We start from the raw sequence: 17,399 nt of genomic DNA on the forward strand, positions 1-17,399 counted from the left end.
CGGGCCGGACCCTCAGGTCCGGCCCGGAGCCCCTTTCCAGACATCTCCCGCCGCACCACCCCTGTCCCCGCACAGGAAGGAACCTCCATGCCGCACGCACGACGATCCGGCCGACACGCTCGCTCCGGCAAGCCGGTCCGGCACGTCGGGGCCACGGCGACCCGGAGCGGCCGGCGCCTGTCCGCCGCCACCGCAGTCGTAGTCCTCACCGCCGCGGCCGTGCACGGCCAGTTCGGCTCCGACCCGTCCATGATTGTGGATCACGCCCTGGTCGTGCACCACCCGATGGCCGATCCCACACCGACGCCCAACCCGATGGCAGACGGCGAACTGCCCCCGCGCCCGATCATCGGTCCGGATTTCTCGACCGTGAAGAACCTCGGAGACGGCACCAAGCTGGCGGCCTGGCGCGTGATCAACAACGTCAAGGTCTTCAATCTGAAGGTCAGTCAGATTGACTGGCAGGTCTCCCCCGGGGTCACCCGCAAGGCGATGGCGATCAACGGCGGCGTCCCTGCCCCGACCATCCGCGTCAACCAGGGTGAGCGGGTGCGCTTCATCGTGCAGAACGACCTGCCCGAGGCGACCTCGATCCACTGGCACGGCATGGACCTGCCGAACCCGATGGACGGCGTGCCCGGCATCACCCAGAAGGAGATCGCCCCGGGCACCACGTTCACCTACGAGTACACGGCGATCAGTGCCGGGACCCACTGGTACCACTCGCACATGCACGGCACCCAGGAGGGCAGCGGCGTCTACGGCGCGTTCGAGGTCGTCCCGCTGGCCGACGACATCGCGTCCGACCGCGACTACACGTTGATCTTCGCCGACGGCCCGCTGGGATTCGTCATCAACGGCAAGTCGTTCCCGGGAACCACGCGGATGCCCGCCCGGGTCGGCGACCGGGTGCGGATCCGCGTGGTCGGCGCGGGGCCCGACCTGATCCACTCGATCCACCTGCACTCCGGGTTCTTCCAGGTGGTCGCGCAGGACGGGCACCGGCTACCGGCGCCCTACGAGGCCGACACTGTCGTGCTCGGGGTGGGCCAGACCTACGACCTGATCTTCGTGCCCACCCGGGTCGGCGCGTGGATGATCCACTGCCACATCTTCCAACACTCCGAGAGCAAGCGCGGCATGATGGGGATGGTCACGTTCTTCGACGTCTATCCGGCCAACGAAGCCGTCGCACCGGCCGTCCCCGGTACCGGCGACGTGACCCGGGAGCGAGAGCCCGCCCAGTGAGCGAGCTTGCGAGCGAGCCGACAAACAGAGCATCGCTACGGTCATGCCTGGACCGAACTTGCCAGGCCCCGGCATGACCGAGCAGTTCGAGGTGCTGATCCACCGGTTCGGCGCACCCGACGCCCGCAGCCTGTCCCCACAGGCCCGTGCCGACCTGCGCCGCGACGTGGTCGTGGCGGTGCGCGGCGGGATGAGCCGGCTGGAGGCTTCGCGCCGGTACAGCGTTTCCCGGCGCACCGTGGGCATCTGGGTCCGGGCCTACCAGCCGGGTGCGGTCCCGGCGAAGGAGCGACCGCGGGGCCGGCCGGCGAACCCCGTCCCGGAGCTCACCCCCCGGCAGTCGGCCTCGGTGCTGAGCGCGATGCACGCCGCAAATCCCTGCGTGCTCGGCCTGACCGGTCAGCTGTGGACGCGGCGGACCGTCGCGGACCTGATCCGGATCGAGACCGGCCACGAGTACGGCGCCGCCTGCATCGAGCACTGCCTGACTCGGTGGCGGCTCACGGTCGAAGCGGTCGCCCCCGAGCCGGGACGGCCCTGGATGCCGGATCCCCAGCAGATCGTGCCGGGATCGCGCACTCTGCAGTTCAGCTGGCACGAGATTCCGGCAGCGGCGGCGAGTTCCGTTCCGGCGACGGTCGCCGGCGCACCGTGGCAGGCACTGGTCGCCGAGTCCGGCCACGGGGGCAGTCACTTCCGCCTCCCGACCACGCCGGTTGAGATCGACACGGTCCGCCTGTTCGGTCGGCATCTGCTCCAGCAGGTGCAGCGCAACGTCCACCTGGTCGTGCGCTGCTGGCCGCCGGACCGGGCGGATCTGCTCGACGCTTGGCAGGCCGACCCCGGGCCCGGGTTGGTAATCACCGCCGTACCGGTGGAACGGTTCTCCTACGGGGAAATTTCATGATCATTCGGGAACCGGTCGAGGGACGAATCGCCCAGGGCCTGTGAGGGTGCTGGGAATCGGCCCGAACGCCACCGGATCGCCCCTTGCCGAGTTTGGATCGCTGTTCGGGGGCAGCCTTCGCGTTTCGCCCCCGACAACGGACTCCTGACTGAGGGGAACCACCCATGTACCGCATCTCGACCATTGCCCGGCGGGGCGCACTCGCCGGTTCCTTCGCCGCCGCGCTGGCGCTCGGGTTGGCGGCCTGCGGCAGCTCGTCCGACAACGCTGCAGGGGCATCCAACGACAGCAGCTCGGTCACCACACCGTCCGACACCAGTGCGACTGCCACGCCCGCACCGACGACGGCACCGGCGGCCAAGCTGACGATCAAGTCCAACGCAGTGGCGCCAGGCAAGCTGACTGTCGCCCCTGGGGAGAAGGTGAACATCACCAACTCCGACAAGGTCGTCCACGAACTGGCCGACAGCAAGAACAAGCTCTCCACAGGCAACATCAAGGCTGACGGGTCCGGGACACTCACCGCGCCGGACAAGGCCGGCACGTTCAAGCTGGTCGACCCGAAGCACTCTGCCACGCACCTGACCCTGATCGTCAGCTGAATCGACCCGGTGCGGATCTGAGAGCTCGTCAGATCCGCACCGGCCCGAACAACTCGCCCTTTACCGCGGACCGGAACCGGCGCAGCATGAGAGCAGACCCGGAAAGACCGGGCCCCGAACCGGATGGCCGAATGCGCCACACCTGCCAGCTCGCTGCCCGACCGGCCCGCGACACCCGGACCTGTCGCGCATGACGCGCCGCGCCGGCCTCAGCTGGGTCGCGCACCTCGCGCCCGCCTGGCGCGACCGGGCCGACCTCACGGTGCTGGCCGAGCTCCCCGCGACCGGGTTTCCGGCTCTCTGGGAGGAACTCCCGGTCCGACACCTGCGGACCAATCTGTTCGAGGTCTGCGCGATCCCGTTCTTCGTCCGCAACGTGGCGCTGGGCGACGTCGTCGTCGCCACGGCATGCGGTGCCGACCGCCACCTGCTCGACTGCGTCGCGCACCGCGGCGGACGTCGGGTGTTCCGGGTCTGGTTCGACCGCTGCCCGCACCTGCGCGAGGAAATCCAGTGGGAGCTGACCGGACTCGGCGCGGTCACCGAATGGTTCGCGCGCAGCGTGCTCGCCGTGGACGCGGAGGACGCCGCTCACGCCGAGCTGATCGCCCACCACCTCGCCCAGCGCGAGCGGCTCGGTCAGCTCCATCACGAGGACGCCTGCGCCTGAGCCGCACCATGGTGTTCCCCGTCCGGAAGTGTATTGGACGATTTCTGGTGCATCAATGGACATTTGCGCGGTGCCGCAACAATTCTCGTGCCGCATTCGCAATATTGGTCATCGGGCAATTAATTCGCCGACCGGCGAATCGGGCATTCCCGGCAATGCCGGAGCAATCGGACGGATTCAGGTGGCGATTTTTCGGTAATCCGCGGAACGAATTCGCCCGCCGGCCCTGGAGGGGGTCACTTTCGGCTGCCAGCATCAACGCCGGCGCCGGTCGGCGTCGAGGACCACTCACGACGGCGGGCGGAACTTGCGGGCCAGGACTTCGGCGCTCACCTTCGTGGGCGCCCTGGTGGTCGGGGCACTCGCCCCGGGCGCCGGACTGAACCCACTGGGGATGCTGCACGCCGCCGCCCGGCCGCAGGCCCCCCACGGGCCGGGCCGACTGCCGGGTGCGCTCGGTCCGGCCCATCCGGTGATCGACGCGATCGCACCGCCGGACTCGCTGTCGCCCGCGGCCCGACACACCCCACCGGCAACCGGCGGCCCGCACTGCGACGGCGCACAACCGCGCGGCGGCACCGCGGCCTATCAAGGGCCGTCGGTCTCGGGCCTGTACGACCGGCTGTTCAGCCCGAACACGTTGGTGCCGAACCTGAGTTCGTTCATCCCGCAGTCGTTGGTGGACTGGCCGGACTGGGACGGCGCCGGCCACGATTTGCTGCTGCTGGGCATGTACCGAGCCGGTTCGCCGTCCTACCTCGTCGGCATCGATCCGGACGCGAGCCGGGTGGTCGCGACGGTCGCGGTCGAGGAGTCGCACCTCGGCGGTCTGGCTTTCCTCGGCGACTGGTTGTTCACCGGCGACAACCCGTGGCCGCATCCCGGCTCGCCGACCGTGCGCCGGTACCGCGTCGCGGAACTCCGGAACACGATGCTGCAGGCGGCGGCCTACGGGTCGCAGCCGTATCTGCGCGGCGACGGCCCGCGCCAACCGGTGCACGCGACAGACTTCATGGCCACCGACGGCGATTCGATGTACGCCGGCAACCACGGCAACCCGGCCGACGGAGTGATGTACCGCTACAGCCTCGACGACAACGGCTGGTTGCGCGCGGAGCAAGGCCCCTGGGCAGTGCCGGCCCGGGCGCAGGGCCTGGTCATCACGCCGGACGACTTCGTCTTCTCCACCGACAACAACACCGGCCGTGGGGAACTGGTCGTGGTGCGCCGCGAGAGCCCCGGCGGGCACCCGCGCCCGATCGGTTGTATCTGGATGCCTTCGATGCCGGAAGGGATCGCGGTGCACCACCGGAACCTGCTCGCGACGTTCGAGAGCGGCGCCGCACGGTACTCCCGCGACGATCCGACCAACCGGATCAGTCATCTGCACTCCGGATCGCTCGGCGCATTGCTGTCCACCGTCGACCCGGTGGCGTTGGACGCCGAGAACGCCTTGGGGATCGCGCCCGCCGCATCGGATCCGGCCTTCGAGCCGGCGAATTCCGCGGCGCCGCCGACGGTGCGCGCCTCGGATGCCGCAGACCTCTACGCCTCGCAGCAGCGGCCTGCGCCGGTTCGGTTCTCCGACGCCCGCGACCAGTACGAGCGGCACAGCGGCTGACCGGATTCGCGACAACCTGACGCATCGTCAGATCAGGAGGTGGTGGGGTGGGAGCCTGACCGTCCCGGGATCCGGCTCCCACCCCGGCAGGCCGCCCGACTGTGCACCCGGATCGGGCCCGGCCCGCCGCGCGAATGGTCTCCCCCAGACCGAAGAAACCACCGCGACGCCAATGTTGTGGCGCTCCCCGGCGCCACGAGAGTTGTGCATCGCTCCGCAACAACGATAACCGTAAGTAACAATCGCCGCGCCACCATTCTGATGTGATCGGGCACACGGACTCCCAGCCATTCCGTCGGCATTTGTTCGCGAAGAATTTCCGCACCGGAAATACGGCCGACGAAGGCCCGCCGCCGAGTTGCGGCCACTTACCAGATCGGGCCCGGCAGGCCCGCCGTGCCCGGGAGGAGTCGAGCACCGCAATCCGGGTAGGTCGACCCCGGCCCAGGCGCCGCCGGGGCCGGACGCACAGGGGGCGACGGCGAGTTGATCTCGTACCGGCAGGGCGTTGGGTCGGACACCGCGGTGGTCAGCTTCGTCATCGAACCCGCGCCTGAGTACTCCGGAGGTGCGATCGCGGTGGTCGGTGACTTCAACGGTTGGGACCCGAGTCGCCACGAGTTCGCGCCCGGCGACGACGGCCGATGGCGGGTCAACGTCGAACTGCACACCGGCCGTCACTACGCCTTCCGGTACGTGACCGAGAGCGGCCACTGGTTCGACGAGCCCGACGCCCACGGCCATCAGGACAACGGCGTCGGCCAGGCCGACTGCATCCTCGACCTGACCGGCCCCACCGAACCCGCCCCCCGCCCCGCGGGCCTCGACCTCAACGCGATCCGCGCACGTGTCCAGGCCGCCACCGCCGGCCCGTGGGAACGCCACGGCTGCGACGTGCTGGCCGCCGGCCAACCGGTGCTGCGCGGGCGCGACGGCGACCCGATTCAGCGCCGGCAGGCCGACCTAGACGCCGAGTTCGTGGCCCACGCCCGCACGGACATCACCACGTTGCTGGCGGCCCTCGACGCAACGACGGGCGCCCCGCCGACCGCTGAACGGCCCGAGGGGCGCGGCGCCCACTCACGCCCTGCTCGCGGGGCCGACAGCCCGGCGCCCGCCCGCTTCCAGCTGCGCTCGGGCCTGGACGGCGCGCGGGCGATGCTCAACCGGCAGAACCCCTGAGCCACCAACGGCGCCCGCAGATCCCCCGTCTTCTGGCGTGTCGCGCGCCCTTCCCCTGCCGGGAAGGGCGCCCGACGCGCCAGAAGATGCGGTGTTCGCGGGCCGGGCACGCGGGCCTCGCGGTTGTTCAATGGAAACCGTTTCCATTAGTCTGTTGGGAACGGTTTTCATCACCAGCGGGGGTCGCTGTGCATGTCACGGGCAGGGTCGCCGGGCAACTGGCCCGGTGCGCCGCCTGTCTGACTCTGATCGGCGGGTGCGCCACCGCGCCACCGGCCGACGACGCCTCCGGCCCGACGACGGCCAGTTCCTCCGCGCGCCCGGCCGACGCGGCGGCGCCGGCGTCGGCGGCCGTCTCCGCGACGCCGACCACCCCGCGATTGACGGTTGTCGCCGCCGAGAACGTCTGGGGCTCGATCGCGGCCCAACTGGGCGGCGACCGGGTCTCCGTCAGCTCCATCGTTGTCAACCCGAACGCCGATCCACACGATTACGAGCCGACCCCGGCCGACGCCCGCCGCATCGTCGCCGCCCGTCTGTTCATCCAGAACGGCATCGGTTACGACACTTCGTGGGCTCCGAAGCTCGTCGCGGCCAACCCCGAACCGGGGCGCGACGTGCTCACCGTCGGCGACGTGCTCGGTCTGAAGGACGGCGACAACCCGCACCAGTGGTACTCCCACGACGGCGTGCTGAAGATGGTCGACGCGATCGTCGCGGAGTACCTGCGGCTCGACGCGGCCGATTCCGCGACGTTCGAGAGGAACAAGCACGACTTCGAGTCCGACGCACTGGTCCGCTACTCCGAGTTGGAGTCGCGCATCCGCGACAAGTACCGGGGCACCCCGATCGGCGCCTCCGAGTCGATCGCCACCCCGCTGGCCGACTCGCTGGACCTGAATCTGCTCACCCCGGCGACGTTCCTCACCGCGATCAGCGAAGGCACCGACCCGACCGCGGCCGACAAGTCGACGATCGACGACCAGATCAAGAACCGGCAGATCAAGGTCTACCTCTACAACTCGCAGAACGCGACGCCGGACGTCAGCACGCAGGTGACCGAGGCCAAGGCCGTCGGCGTCCCCGTCTGCGTGATCACCGAGACGCCGCAACCGGCGGACGCAACGTTCCAGGACTGGATGGTGAGCGAGTTGTCGCAACTCGAGGCAGCTCTCGCGCAGGCGACGGGGAGCTAGGGCATGACCGGGGCCTCGGTTCATCCCATGGCAGCGCCCGGCGCGGTGGCGGCGGGCGGTCCGGTCGTCGAGCTCGACAACCTCGCGGCGACCGTCGGCGGCCGGTCCCTGTGGAGCGGGCTCAACCTGAGCGTGCGGGCCGGTGAGTTCGTGGCGATCCTCGGCCGCAACGGCGCAGGCAAGTCGACGCTGCTGCGGATGCTGCTCGGTCGGCACCCGTACGCGGCCGGCCGGCTCGAGGTGCTCGGCGAGCGACCCGGAATCGGCGGTGCCGCGGTGGGCTACCTGCCGCAGCGGCGCAGCTTCGACTCCTCAGTACGCATCCGGGGTATCGACGTCGTGCGCCTGGGCCTCGACGGCCACCGGTGGGGCGTGCCGCTGCCCGGCGGCGGCCCGGACGGGCGGCGGCGCGCGGCCGGGGCCCGAGTGGCCGAGGCGATCGAACTGGTCGGGGCCTCCGCCTACGCGTCCCGCCCGGTCGGGGAGTGCTCCGGCGGGGAGCAGCAGCGACTGTTGATCGCCCAGGCCCTGGTGCGCCGGCCCCGACTGCTGCTGCTCGACGAGCCGCTGGACTCCCTCGACCTGCCCAACCAGGCGGCGATCGCCGCGCTGATCGCGTCGGTGTGCCACAGCCAGGGCGTGGCGGTGCTGATGGTCGCGCACGACGTGAACCCGATCCTGCCGTTCCTGGACCAGGTCGTATACCTGGGCCACGACGCGGCGGCAAGCGGGCGACCGGAGGACGTCATCACCGGCCCGACGCTGTCCCGGGTCTTCGACACCCCGGTCGAGGTGCTGCGGACCTCGGACGGCCGGCTGGTCGTCGTCGGCGGATCGCACGTGCACGACGAGTCCGGGTACGTCGAGGGCGGGCGTGTCCACTGACCCGCACCTGACCTGGAACCTGGTCACCGATCTGCGGCAGATCTGGTCGCTGCCCTCGATGGTCAACGCCTACCGGGCAGGCAGCATCATCGCGGTGGTCGCCGGAATTGCAGGCTGGTTCCTCGTGCTGCGCCGGCAGGCCTTCGCCGCGCACACCGTCGCGGTCGCCGGGTTCCCCGGCGCGGCCGGCGCGGTGCTGCTCGGGGCCGGCGCCGAGTGGGGTTACTACGGCGGGTGCATCGGCGCCGCACTGGTGCTGGCCGCACTGGCCGCGCCCGGCTCGGCCGGTCCGGCCCGCGACTCCTCGCTGACCGGCGTGGTGCAGGCGTTCGTCCTGGCCTGCGGCATGTTGTTCGCCTCGCAGTATCACGGCTTCCTCAACGGCGTGAACGCCTTGCTGTTCGGCACTTTCCTCGGGGTGACCGACCGCGACGTGCACACGGTCGCCCTCGTCGCGGTGGTCGCGACGGTTGCGCTGGTCGCGATCGGTCGACCGTTGTTGTTCGCCTCGGTGGACCCGGCGGTCGCGGCCGCGCGCGGGGTTCCGGTGCGGGCGCTGGGGGTGGCGTTCCTGCTCGTGCTCGGCGCCGTGGTGGCGCAGGTGTCGCAGACGACCGGTTCGTTGCTGGTCTTCGCGTTGCTGGTGACGCCGGCCGCGACGGCCCAACTGGTCACCGCCCGGCCCCTGCTGGGGCTGGCGCTGTCGGTCGGGCTGGCCGAGTTGGTGGTCTGGTTCGGGCTCGGTGCGGCGTACTTCTCCCCCTATCCGATCGGGTTCTTCGTCTCGACGTTCGCCTTCGCGACCTGGGTACTGGCCTGGGCCGGCTCGACGCTGGCACGGACGGTGCGCGCATGAGTCTTTTCCGGCACGCATTCGAGGTGCGGGCGCTGCTGGCGGGTAGCGGGATCGCGGCGGCGGGCGGCGCGGTCGGGTACTTCCTGGTGCTGCGGGCCCAGGTGTTCACCGCCGACGCGCTCTCGCACGTCGCGTTCACCGGGGCCGCGGCGGCGCTGGCTTTCGGCGTCGATCTGCGGGTGGGCCTGTTCGTGGCGACGGTGGCGGTCGCGCTGCTGATCGCCGGTCTCGGCCGCCGCGGCAACGCCGACGACGTCGTCATCGGCAGCGTCTACGTGTGGCTGCTCGGGCTCGGCGTGTTCTTCCTGACCCGCTACACGACGCACGGATCGGGCACCGGCAACGGCTCGGCGACCACCGCGGTGCTGTTCGGCTCGATCCTCGGGTTGTCCGCCCAGGCCGCCCAGGTCGCCGCGCTGATCGGGATCGCGGTCCTCGTAGCGGTGGTCGCGATGGGCCGTCCACTGCTGTTCGCGACCCTCGACCCGGCCGTCGCCGCCGCCCGTGGGGTACCCGTGCGGACGATCTCCGCGGCGTTCCTGGCGTTGGTCGGACTGGCCGCGGCCGAGGCCACCCAGGCCGTCGGTGCGCTGCTGCTGCTGGCCCTGATCGCGGCCCCCGCCGGGGCGGCGCTGGCGCTGACCGCCCGACCGTTCCGGGGTCTGGCGCTGTCGGTCGCGCTCGCGGTCGGCGCTGTCTGGGCCGGGCTCGTGCTGGCCTATCAATTCCCCCGGCTACCACCGAGCTTCGCGATCACGGCGGTGGCGACAGCCGCCAACGCGGCCGCGTTGATCCACCGTCACCGGTCCACCCGTTCGGCTGCGCACACGTGACGTACGCGGGAGAATCGGGTCGAATCCGGACGGACGGACGCCGACCGGGGGGCGGCTCACTGGTTGGGACTCGTCGCTTCGGAGGTCTGTTGTCCAGGATCGGCCCACGGGCCTCAGCGGGCGTTCTCGCCCTCGGCCTACTCGCGGCGGGCACGGTGGTCTCCACACCCCACGCGCGCGCCGACGTCGGCCTGCACCGCACCAGCGACGTCCTCGCAATCCCGGGTTCGCTGCTCGGGCCCGCGCCGGGCGAGCACCGGATGAACCTCCAGCTCTCACTCACCGACCCGTGGGTCGCCCAGGAGGAGGCACTGACCGCCGCCCTCGTCGACCCGGCCTCGCCGGTCTACCGCAAGTTCCTGACCCCGGCCGAGTACGCGACCCGGTTCGCGATCCCGGCGACCGAGCGCGCGACCGTCACCGACTGGCTGCGGGCCGGCGGGTTGCACGTCGACCGGGTCTCCGGCACCGGAGACCGGATGTCGGTCAGTGGAACGGTCGGGGCCGTCCAGCGGCTGCTCTCGGTGCACCTGAGCCAGTACCAGGCCGCCGGCCGCACGTTCCTGGCCAACGATGTCGCACCGCTGGTGCCCGGACCGGTCCGCGCGGTGATCGGCCTGAACACCTGGCACCGGTTCGCCCCGGTGCACCCGCCGCGCACGTCCGCGGTGCGACCGCAGGTTGGCCTGTTCGCCGGGAACATCGACGTCCACCAGCTCTGGGCCGCCTACGACGCCCCGGCGGGCGACGAGGGCCAGGGCGTGCGCATCGGCGTCTTCATGGCCGGCAACACCGACCCGATCACCGGCAGCCTGCGGGTCTTCGAGGACCGCGAGAAGCTGCCCCGCGTCCCGGTCCGGGTGGTGCGTGCCCAGCCCGGCCCGGTCGACCAGTTCGGCGCCAACGACGGCGCCGACGAGTGGGAGCTCGATACCCAGTCGGCGACCGGGATGGCACCGCAGGTGTCCGAGCTCGACCTCTACACCGCGAAGTCGTTGGCGGACGGCGACATCATCGCCGAGTTCGCCTACTGGGCCGACGACCCGACCGGGCCGGACTACATGAACGCCAGCTTCGGCGGCTGCGAGGCCAGCCCGCTGTCCGGGCAGATCTCCAAGGGCGGCGCCGGGGTGGCGCTGGGCAACGAGATCCAGGACGCCATCGAGAAGTCGCTGCGGCAGGCGTTCGCGGAGGGGCGGACCGTGTTCGCCGCGTCCGGCGACACCGGTAGCTCCTGCACCCCGGTCTCGCTGCCGGTGGTCGGCGGCGGCAACGGCGTGGCCAACCAGGTTTACCCGGCCCAGCTGTACCCGGCGGCCAGCCCGTACGTGACCGCGGTGGGCGGGACGGTGGTCGCCCTGGCGAAGGACGGGGCCCGGAAGTCCGAGGAGGCCTGGGCCTTCGGCGGCGGCGGGTCGGCGCTGTTCATCGCCCGGCCGAGCTGGCAGGCCACGGAGTCCGCCGTGAACCGGCCGTGCCTGCTGATGGGCGCCGACGGCGTCGCGATGACCCCCGGAACGACCTGCCGCGGCGTCCCGGACATCGCCGCGATGTCCGGCAACAACCTGCAAGGCCTGAAGATCATCGGCTACGACGCGCCCTCGATGGCCAGCGGCACCAGCCTGGCCAGCCCGCTGGCGATGGGGTCCTGGGCCCGGGTGGCCGCCGCGGTGCGCAACCGGCTGGGACCGGTCGCGCCGGTGCTGTACCGGCTGACCGCCGAGCAGCGGGCCAGCGACCTCTTCGACATCACCAAGGGTGAGCTCGTCGGCAACGGGCTGAACGTGCCCGGGCCGGGCTGGGACTACACCAGCGGATACGGCGTGCTCGACATCGCCCACCTGGCGCGGGACCTCGGCGGGCGGACCACGCCGGTCCACCCGGCCGGCCCGGCGCGAGTCCCCGACCCGCCGACCGGCGCCGTGGCGGGCAACAAGATCGCGTGCCTGCCGTTCGGCACCTCCCCGGTCGGCAACGTGGGGGTCTCCGCCCTCGGCGACCCCGGGACCTCGCTCGACATCACCTCGGCGACCATGACGTCGAGCCCCGACGGCAAGTCGCTGGTGATCACCGTGTCCGGGCCGGCGCTGAGCCCGCAGCCGCCGCTGGGGGCCTCGCTGACCACGATCAACGTGCACTGGGTCTACGACGGCAAGACCTGGGCGGCGGACACCGACACCGGCCCGGGCGGCCAGCCAGTGGGCTCGGTCCGCTCGATCACGCCCAGCGACGACCCGGTGCCAACCGGCGCCGCCAAGGACACCCGCACCGTGTTCTCCGCCAAGTGGGAGGACCACTCGCTGATCATGACGATCCCGCTGAGCGCGATCGGGTCCCCGCCGCCCGGCGCCCGGCTGAGCGAGCCGGTCGCCCTTGCGGGCAGCGACGGCGGCGTCGGGGACGTGGCCGGGCCGCAGTACGACTACACGGTGGGCCAGCGCTGCAAGCGCTGACCACAACGATTTGGTCGACCGGCCGCGGGCCTGGGCCGGTCGCCGGCCGGGGGCGGCGAGAATCGGCTCGATGATCGAATCCGCTGCCGCACCGTCCGGCCCCGGGACGGGCGGGTCATGAGCGGCCGACGGGCACGGCGCCCCGAGGCCGGCCACGGGCACGGCCACGGACACGGGGGCTCCGACGTCGGCCTGCGGGGCCGCGCCGCTGCCGCGTTGTGGGGCTCGATGGTGGCCTTCGCCGCCCTGACGATCGTCGCGATGGCGCTGCTGTGGCCGCGGCACGCCACCCCGTCGCTGCCCGACCTGCCCGGCGACCAACCCGCGAACCTGGTGCACGCCCGCGTGCTCTCGACCAACCCCTACCAGTGCGAGGGGACCGGGAGCAGCATCGGGCCGAACGGGCAACCGACCAAGGTGCTCTGCGGGCAGGCCAACGTCCGGATCACCAGCGGCCCGACCAAGGGCGACGCGGCGACTGTGCTGCTGCAGCCCGAGGTCTACCGCACCGGGATCAGCCACGGCGAGGACCTGCTGGTCTCCCGCTTCCCGCCGCAGCCCGGCGAGACCACCAAGGCCGACTACGCCTTCGCCGACTTCGCCCGCGGCTCTCCGATGGTGTGGCTCGGCGTGCTGTTCGCGTTGGTGGTGGTCGTCGTCGCACGGTTGCGCGGACTGGCGGCGTTGGTCGGGTTGGGCGTCTCCGCGCTGGTGATCACCAAGTTCGTGCTGCCCGCCCTGCTCGACGGGCGGCCGGCGCTGCTGGTCGGCGTGGTCGGCGGCGCGGCGATCATGTTCACGGTCGTCTACGCCGCGCACGGCATTTCGGTCCGCACCAGCACGGCGCTGCTCGGGACGTTGCTCGGGCTGACGGTGACCGCCGGGCTGGGCACCTGGGCGGTCAACGGCTTCCACCTGACCGGTGTCTCCGGGGAGGACGACCAGTACCTCACCGCGGTGGCCGGGCAGATCAGCCTGCCCGCGGTACTGCTGTGCGGGATCGTGATCGCCTCGCTCGGCGTGCTCAACGACATCACCGTCACCCAGGCCGCCGCGGTCTGGGAGCTGCACGCCACCGACCCGGCCCAGTCGACGGCCCGGCTGTTCCGCTCGGCGATGCGGATCGGCCGCGACCACATCGCCTCGACCGTCTACACGCTGGTCTTCGCCTACGCCGGGGCGGCGTTGCCGATCCTGCTGCTCATCGACATCTCGCACCAGCCGACCTCCAGCGTGCTGACCTCCGAGCCGCTGGCCGAGGAGATCGCGCGCACGCTGGCCGGCTCGATCGGCCTGGTGCTGGCCGTGCCGTTGACCACCGCGATCGCCGTGGCCCTGGCCCGCCGCAGTACGCCCGGAAGGTTGGGGTAGTCCTCCGGCGATCACCGATCCCAGGAGGTGGGCATGCCGGCGGTATCCACTCGAACGGTCGAGGTCCTGCCCGAGTGGGAAGCGTTCGCGTCGGCGGTGTCGGCCCGGCGACCGGACTCGGGGACGTGGTGCGAGGCGTGGACCGCCCGCGACATCCTCGTCCACCAGACGGGCAACGCCGAGGAGTTGGCGCGGGTGCTGGCCGAGCACCTGGCGGGCCGGGCCGTCCGCACCCGGCCGTTCGAGTAACGGGAGGCGTGCTACCGGGCGATGGACGCTGCTGATCTGTGGACGGCGTTGCAGCGGCGCCTGGACCAATTGTCGGAGGTGGCTCAGGCCGCCGCGGAGCACGACCCCGACGAAGAGGTGGCCTGGACCGGGCTGGTGCGCGGCTCGGCGGCGCTGGAGCCAGGCGCCGGCCCGGTCGAGGGTCGGCTGCGGGTGGCCGGGACCGACGACGTGCTGGTGCGGGCCGACCGGGCCGGCACCCGCATCGAGCTGGTCCCGGCCCAGGGGCCCGCCACGTTGGAGACCGACGCCGCGGCCCGGACGCTGATGCTGTGGGGCCGGCGGACCGCCGACCCGGGCCGCTGGCGCAGCGACGTCGGCCCGGAGGAGCTGCGGCGGGTCCGTTCGTTGCTGGCCGGCTACTGATCCCGTCGAGCTATTTACCCCATCGAGCTGAGGGCCCGTCAGTTCGCACCCGGACCCCGCCGTTGGCCCGCCGGGCCGGGAAGCGCGGCGAGCGGTCGGAGATCCATGGCGCGTAGGGCGCCATCACCAGGGTGGCCAGCGTGATCAGCACGGTGTCGTAGTTGACCCGCCAGCCGACGAAATCGCGCCAGGCCTGGTCCCGGTCCGGCTTCAACGGCACCCCGGATTCAGCCAGGCGATCGCAGGTCGCGTCGTACTCGGCGCGGGTGACGCTGATCGGGTCCTCCGCGCACGGGTCGGGGTCGTGCTCGATGCCGAAGAATGTGGCGATGTTGCGCAGCGCCAGGTAGCCGCTGCGGATGCACAGCTCCGTGGCCGGGCTGCGCGGCAGGTCGAGCGTGGAGGCCCGGAGCGCGCCGCTGTCGAGCACGACCCCGGCCGCGGTGATCCACGAGCGGTCGGCCTGCGGGGAACGGAAGAACGGCAACGCCGACAGCGAGGTGTGGGTCTCGTCGATCTCGACGAACCAGGACGTCCAGGTCGCCCATAGGTCCGCGTCCAGCCGGTCGATGTCCTCCAGCACCCAGAACCGCTCGATCAGCTCGCCGGCGCTCGGCGGTTGGCCGGCGAAGTTCGCCACCATCGCCACCTGCGCCTCGCGGCGCGAGAACGCGGCGTACATCGACGGCAGGTAGGTGATCAGCAGGGCCAGCAGGATCAGGCCGAGGGTGGCCTCGCTGAACTCCAGGGCGATCCGGGCCACACCCGCCGACTCCGCGAAGCCGAGCGTCAGCAGGCTCGACCCGCTGACGCTGTACGCCGCTCGCCACGGCCGCACCTCCAGGCCCCAGAACACCCCTGAGTAGCCGACCAACGTGATCGCCAACCAGACGATCGGCAACGAGATCAGGCACACGGGCGCGTAGAGCGCCATGACCCGGTCGCGCTCCTCGTAGCTGTCGATGAATCGGGCACGCAGTCCGAACACGCGCCGGAAGAACGCGAACACCCAGCGGGTCAGGCGGACCGGCACCCCCCGGGGCACCACCACGGTCATCACCGCGGACAGCAACGTCGCGCCGACCACCGTGGCGCCGACGCCGACGGCGACCACGTCGCCCACGGTTCTCCAGGCGTCCATGACCGGCCAGTCTCACCCACGCCCGCGCCAGGTTCGCGGCGGCCCTCCCCCGTTAGGTTGATCAGATGGACAATCCCATCACCTTGGCGGTCGACGTCGGCGGCACCGGCCTGAAGGCCGCGGTCCTGAACAGTTCCGGCCAATTGCTGCACGAGCGGGTCCGGGTGCCCACGACCTACCCGATGGAGCCGGGCCAACTGGTCGAGAGGCTGCACAATCTGGTCGCGCCCGTCGAGCACTACGACCGCGTCTCGGTCGGCTTCCCCGGCATGGTCCGGGACGGCAAGGTGCTGTCCGCGCCGCACTTCGTCTCACCCGCCGGGCCGGGCGGGAAGCCGAGCAAGCAGTTGACCGCGGCCTGGTCGGGCTACGACCTCGCCGCGCACATCGAGTCGAAGTTCGGCCGCCCGACCCGGGTCGCCAACGACGCCGACGTGCAGGGCTCCGCGGTCGTGGCCGGGAAGGGCCTGGAGGTCGTGGTGACGCTCGGGACCGGCGTCGGCACGGCCACGTTCCTCGACGGGAAGCTGCTCCCCCACTTCGAGTTCGCCCACCACCCGCTGCGCAAGTCGCGGACCTACAACGAGGTGCTCGGCGAGGCCGCGCGGAAGAAGGCCGGCCAAGGGAAGTGGCAGGAGCGGGTCGCCGAGGCGATCGACGTCATCCGCGCGCTGACATTCTTCGACCACCTGTACCTCGGCGGCGGCAATGCCGCTCGCCTGACGCTACGGCTGCCCGCCGACGTCAGCCTGGTCGACAACTCCGCCGGCCTGCTCGGCGGGATCCGGCTGTGGGACCGCCTGGGCTGAGGCCGTCAGGTCAGGTCAGCGCATCTTCTCGAGGTAGCCGATCATGTCGTCGGCGTGCTCCTCCTCGACGGAGAGGATCTCCTCGAACAGCCGGCGGGTGGTGATGTCCTTGTCGCCGAGCCATTGGACGATCTCGGTGTAGGACGCGATCGCGATCCGCTCGGCGATCAAGTTCTCCTTGATCATCTCGATCAGGTCCGGCGCGGTGACGTACTCGGCGTGCGAACGGGCGGTCAGCGAGTCGGGGTTGAAGTCCGGAACGCCGCCGAGCTGGCTGATCCGCGTGGCCAGGCGGTCGGCATGGTCCTGCTCCTCCGCGGCGTGCTTGGCGAACTCGGCCGCGACCGGTTCGGCGTTCAGCCCGGTGGCCGCGTGGAAGTGCTGCCGGTACCGCAGCGTGCACACGATCTCGGTGGCCAGCGCCTCGTTGAGGACCTCGACGACCCGCTCCCGGTCGGCGCCGTAGGCCTCGGTGATCGGGCCCCGCTCGATCTGTTCCCGGGCGCGCTCGCGCAGAACCTTGACGTCGGTCAGGAACTCCATCTCGTGCCACTCCTCCGGTTCGATCCACCCACTCCCCGAGGGCTTACCCCGGGACCGCAGGAGCCAACCGGGCACCGCCACCGGTTGGCCGACCACCGGGCCGGGTAGACCGGAAGTGACCCGCAACGAACTGGCAAGGAGCGCGAAACGATGAATCTCTCCGCGACCGGCACGGTTGTCCTGGTGGTGATCATCGCGATCGCGATGATCGCGATGCTCGCGGTGATCGCGCGGGCCAACAACCGCGCCGCGGCGACGCACAGCGAGCCCCACCGCGCCGAGCGGGCCGATGCCCGCTATCCCGGCCTGGACGCCGACGCCGTCGAGAACGTCGCCCGAGCGGCCGGCGACGACGTCGGGGCCACGGTCGAACCCGGCGGCCATGTGGTCCGCGGTCAGCAGCACTGACCCACCGACCCCACCGTTCG

At 71.4% G+C, this 17,399-nt stretch carries 18 protein-coding genes; 16 read left to right on the top strand and 2 right to left on the bottom strand.

The window, feature by feature from the left end:
- Positions 1 to 87 precede the first annotated feature (87 nt).
- The 14 genes from VHU88_12625 to VHU88_12690 all read left to right on the top strand — a co-directional run bounded on the left by VHU88_12625 (position 88) and on the right by VHU88_12690 (position 14,478).
- Positions 88 to 1,248, top strand: a complete 1,161-nt coding sequence (locus VHU88_12625; GenBank protein ID HEX3612523.1) for a multicopper oxidase domain-containing protein — start codon at positions 88 to 90, stop codon at positions 1,246 to 1,248.
- 73 nt (positions 1,249 to 1,321) lie between these two features.
- Positions 1,322 to 2,155 (top strand): hypothetical protein, encoded by an 834-nt coding sequence (locus VHU88_12630; protein HEX3612524.1) that lies wholly within the window; start codon positions 1,322 to 1,324, stop codon positions 2,153 to 2,155.
- Positions 2,156 to 2,319: 164 nt separating this feature from the next.
- Positions 2,320 to 2,757 carry a cupredoxin domain-containing protein gene (locus VHU88_12635; protein HEX3612525.1) on the top strand — a complete coding sequence of 146 codons (438 nt, stop codon included), beginning with the start codon at positions 2,320 to 2,322 and terminating at the stop codon, positions 2,755 to 2,757.
- A gap of 190 nt (positions 2,758 to 2,947) precedes the next feature.
- On the top strand, positions 2,948 to 3,427 hold the full coding sequence (locus VHU88_12640) for a DUF4265 domain-containing protein (protein ID HEX3612526.1): 480 nt from the start codon (positions 2,948 to 2,950) through the stop codon (positions 3,425 to 3,427).
- 307 nt (positions 3,428 to 3,734) lie between these two features.
- Positions 3,735 to 5,048 carry a hypothetical protein gene (locus VHU88_12645; protein HEX3612527.1) on the top strand — a complete coding sequence of 438 codons (1,314 nt, stop codon included), beginning with the start codon at positions 3,735 to 3,737 and terminating at the stop codon, positions 5,046 to 5,048.
- 486 nt (positions 5,049 to 5,534) lie between these two features.
- Positions 5,535 to 6,230: an isoamylase early set domain-containing protein gene (locus VHU88_12650; GenBank protein ID HEX3612528.1), complete on the top strand. Its 696-nt coding sequence runs from the start codon at positions 5,535 to 5,537 to the stop codon at positions 6,228 to 6,230.
- Between the two features lie 188 nt (positions 6,231 to 6,418).
- Positions 6,419 to 7,426: a zinc ABC transporter substrate-binding protein gene (locus VHU88_12655; protein ID HEX3612529.1), complete on the top strand. Its 1,008-nt coding sequence runs from the start codon at positions 6,419 to 6,421 to the stop codon at positions 7,424 to 7,426.
- A gap of 3 nt (positions 7,427 to 7,429) precedes the next feature.
- On the top strand, positions 7,430 to 8,311 hold the full coding sequence (locus VHU88_12660) for an ATP-binding cassette domain-containing protein (protein ID HEX3612530.1): 882 nt from the start codon (positions 7,430 to 7,432) through the stop codon (positions 8,309 to 8,311).
- Positions 8,301 to 9,167 carry a metal ABC transporter permease gene (locus tag VHU88_12665; GenBank protein HEX3612531.1) on the top strand — a complete coding sequence of 289 codons (867 nt, stop codon included), beginning with the start codon at positions 8,301 to 8,303 and terminating at the stop codon, positions 9,165 to 9,167. The genes VHU88_12660 and VHU88_12665 overlap by 11 nt, the downstream gene beginning before the upstream one ends.
- The gene (locus tag VHU88_12670; GenBank protein ID HEX3612532.1) at positions 9,164 to 10,000 is read left to right on the top strand and encodes a metal ABC transporter permease; all 837 of its coding nucleotides are present in this window, start codon (positions 9,164 to 9,166) and stop codon (positions 9,998 to 10,000) included. Before VHU88_12665 ends, VHU88_12670 begins: the two co-directional genes overlap by 4 nt.
- A gap of 89 nt (positions 10,001 to 10,089) precedes the next feature.
- Positions 10,090 to 12,453 (top strand): S53 family peptidase, encoded by a 2,364-nt coding sequence (locus tag VHU88_12675; GenBank protein ID HEX3612533.1) that lies wholly within the window; start codon positions 10,090 to 10,092, stop codon positions 12,451 to 12,453.
- 117 nt (positions 12,454 to 12,570) lie between these two features.
- Entirely contained in the window at positions 12,571 to 13,824 is a 1,254-nt protein-coding gene (locus VHU88_12680) for a YibE/F family protein (protein ID HEX3612534.1), read from the top strand.
- 33 nt (positions 13,825 to 13,857) lie between these two features.
- Positions 13,858 to 14,073 (top strand): maleylpyruvate isomerase N-terminal domain-containing protein, encoded by a 216-nt coding sequence (locus VHU88_12685; protein HEX3612535.1) that lies wholly within the window; start codon positions 13,858 to 13,860, stop codon positions 14,071 to 14,073.
- Between the two features lie 21 nt (positions 14,074 to 14,094).
- The gene (locus VHU88_12690; protein ID HEX3612536.1) at positions 14,095 to 14,478 is read left to right on the top strand and encodes a hypothetical protein; all 384 of its coding nucleotides are present in this window, start codon (positions 14,095 to 14,097) and stop codon (positions 14,476 to 14,478) included.
- A gap of 10 nt (positions 14,479 to 14,488) precedes the next feature.
- Here VHU88_12690 and VHU88_12695 read toward each other — a convergent pair whose 3' ends face one another.
- Positions 14,489 to 15,619 (bottom strand): hypothetical protein, encoded by a 1,131-nt coding sequence (locus VHU88_12695; protein ID HEX3612537.1) that lies wholly within the window; start codon positions 15,617 to 15,619, stop codon positions 14,489 to 14,491.
- A 65-nt stretch (positions 15,620 to 15,684) separates the two neighbouring features.
- Between VHU88_12695 and VHU88_12700 the strand changes: the two genes are divergently transcribed.
- Entirely contained in the window at positions 15,685 to 16,428 is a 744-nt protein-coding gene (locus VHU88_12700) for an ROK family protein (protein ID HEX3612538.1), read from the top strand.
- Positions 16,429 to 16,443: 15 nt separating this feature from the next.
- Here VHU88_12700 and VHU88_12705 read toward each other — a convergent pair whose 3' ends face one another.
- Positions 16,444 to 16,971 carry a ferritin-like domain-containing protein gene (locus VHU88_12705; GenBank protein ID HEX3612539.1) on the bottom strand — a complete coding sequence of 176 codons (528 nt, stop codon included), beginning with the start codon at positions 16,969 to 16,971 and terminating at the stop codon, positions 16,444 to 16,446.
- A gap of 150 nt (positions 16,972 to 17,121) precedes the next feature.
- Here VHU88_12705 and VHU88_12710 point away from each other — a divergent pair, with 150 nt between their 5' ends.
- Positions 17,122 to 17,379, top strand: a complete 258-nt coding sequence (locus VHU88_12710) for a hypothetical protein (protein ID HEX3612540.1) — start codon at positions 17,122 to 17,124, stop codon at positions 17,377 to 17,379.
- Positions 17,380 to 17,399: the final 20 nt, after the last annotated feature.

The sequence above is a fragment of the Sporichthyaceae bacterium genome (genome assembly GCA_036269075.1).
GTDB lineage: Bacteria > Actinomycetota > Actinomycetes > Sporichthyales > Sporichthyaceae > DASQPJ01.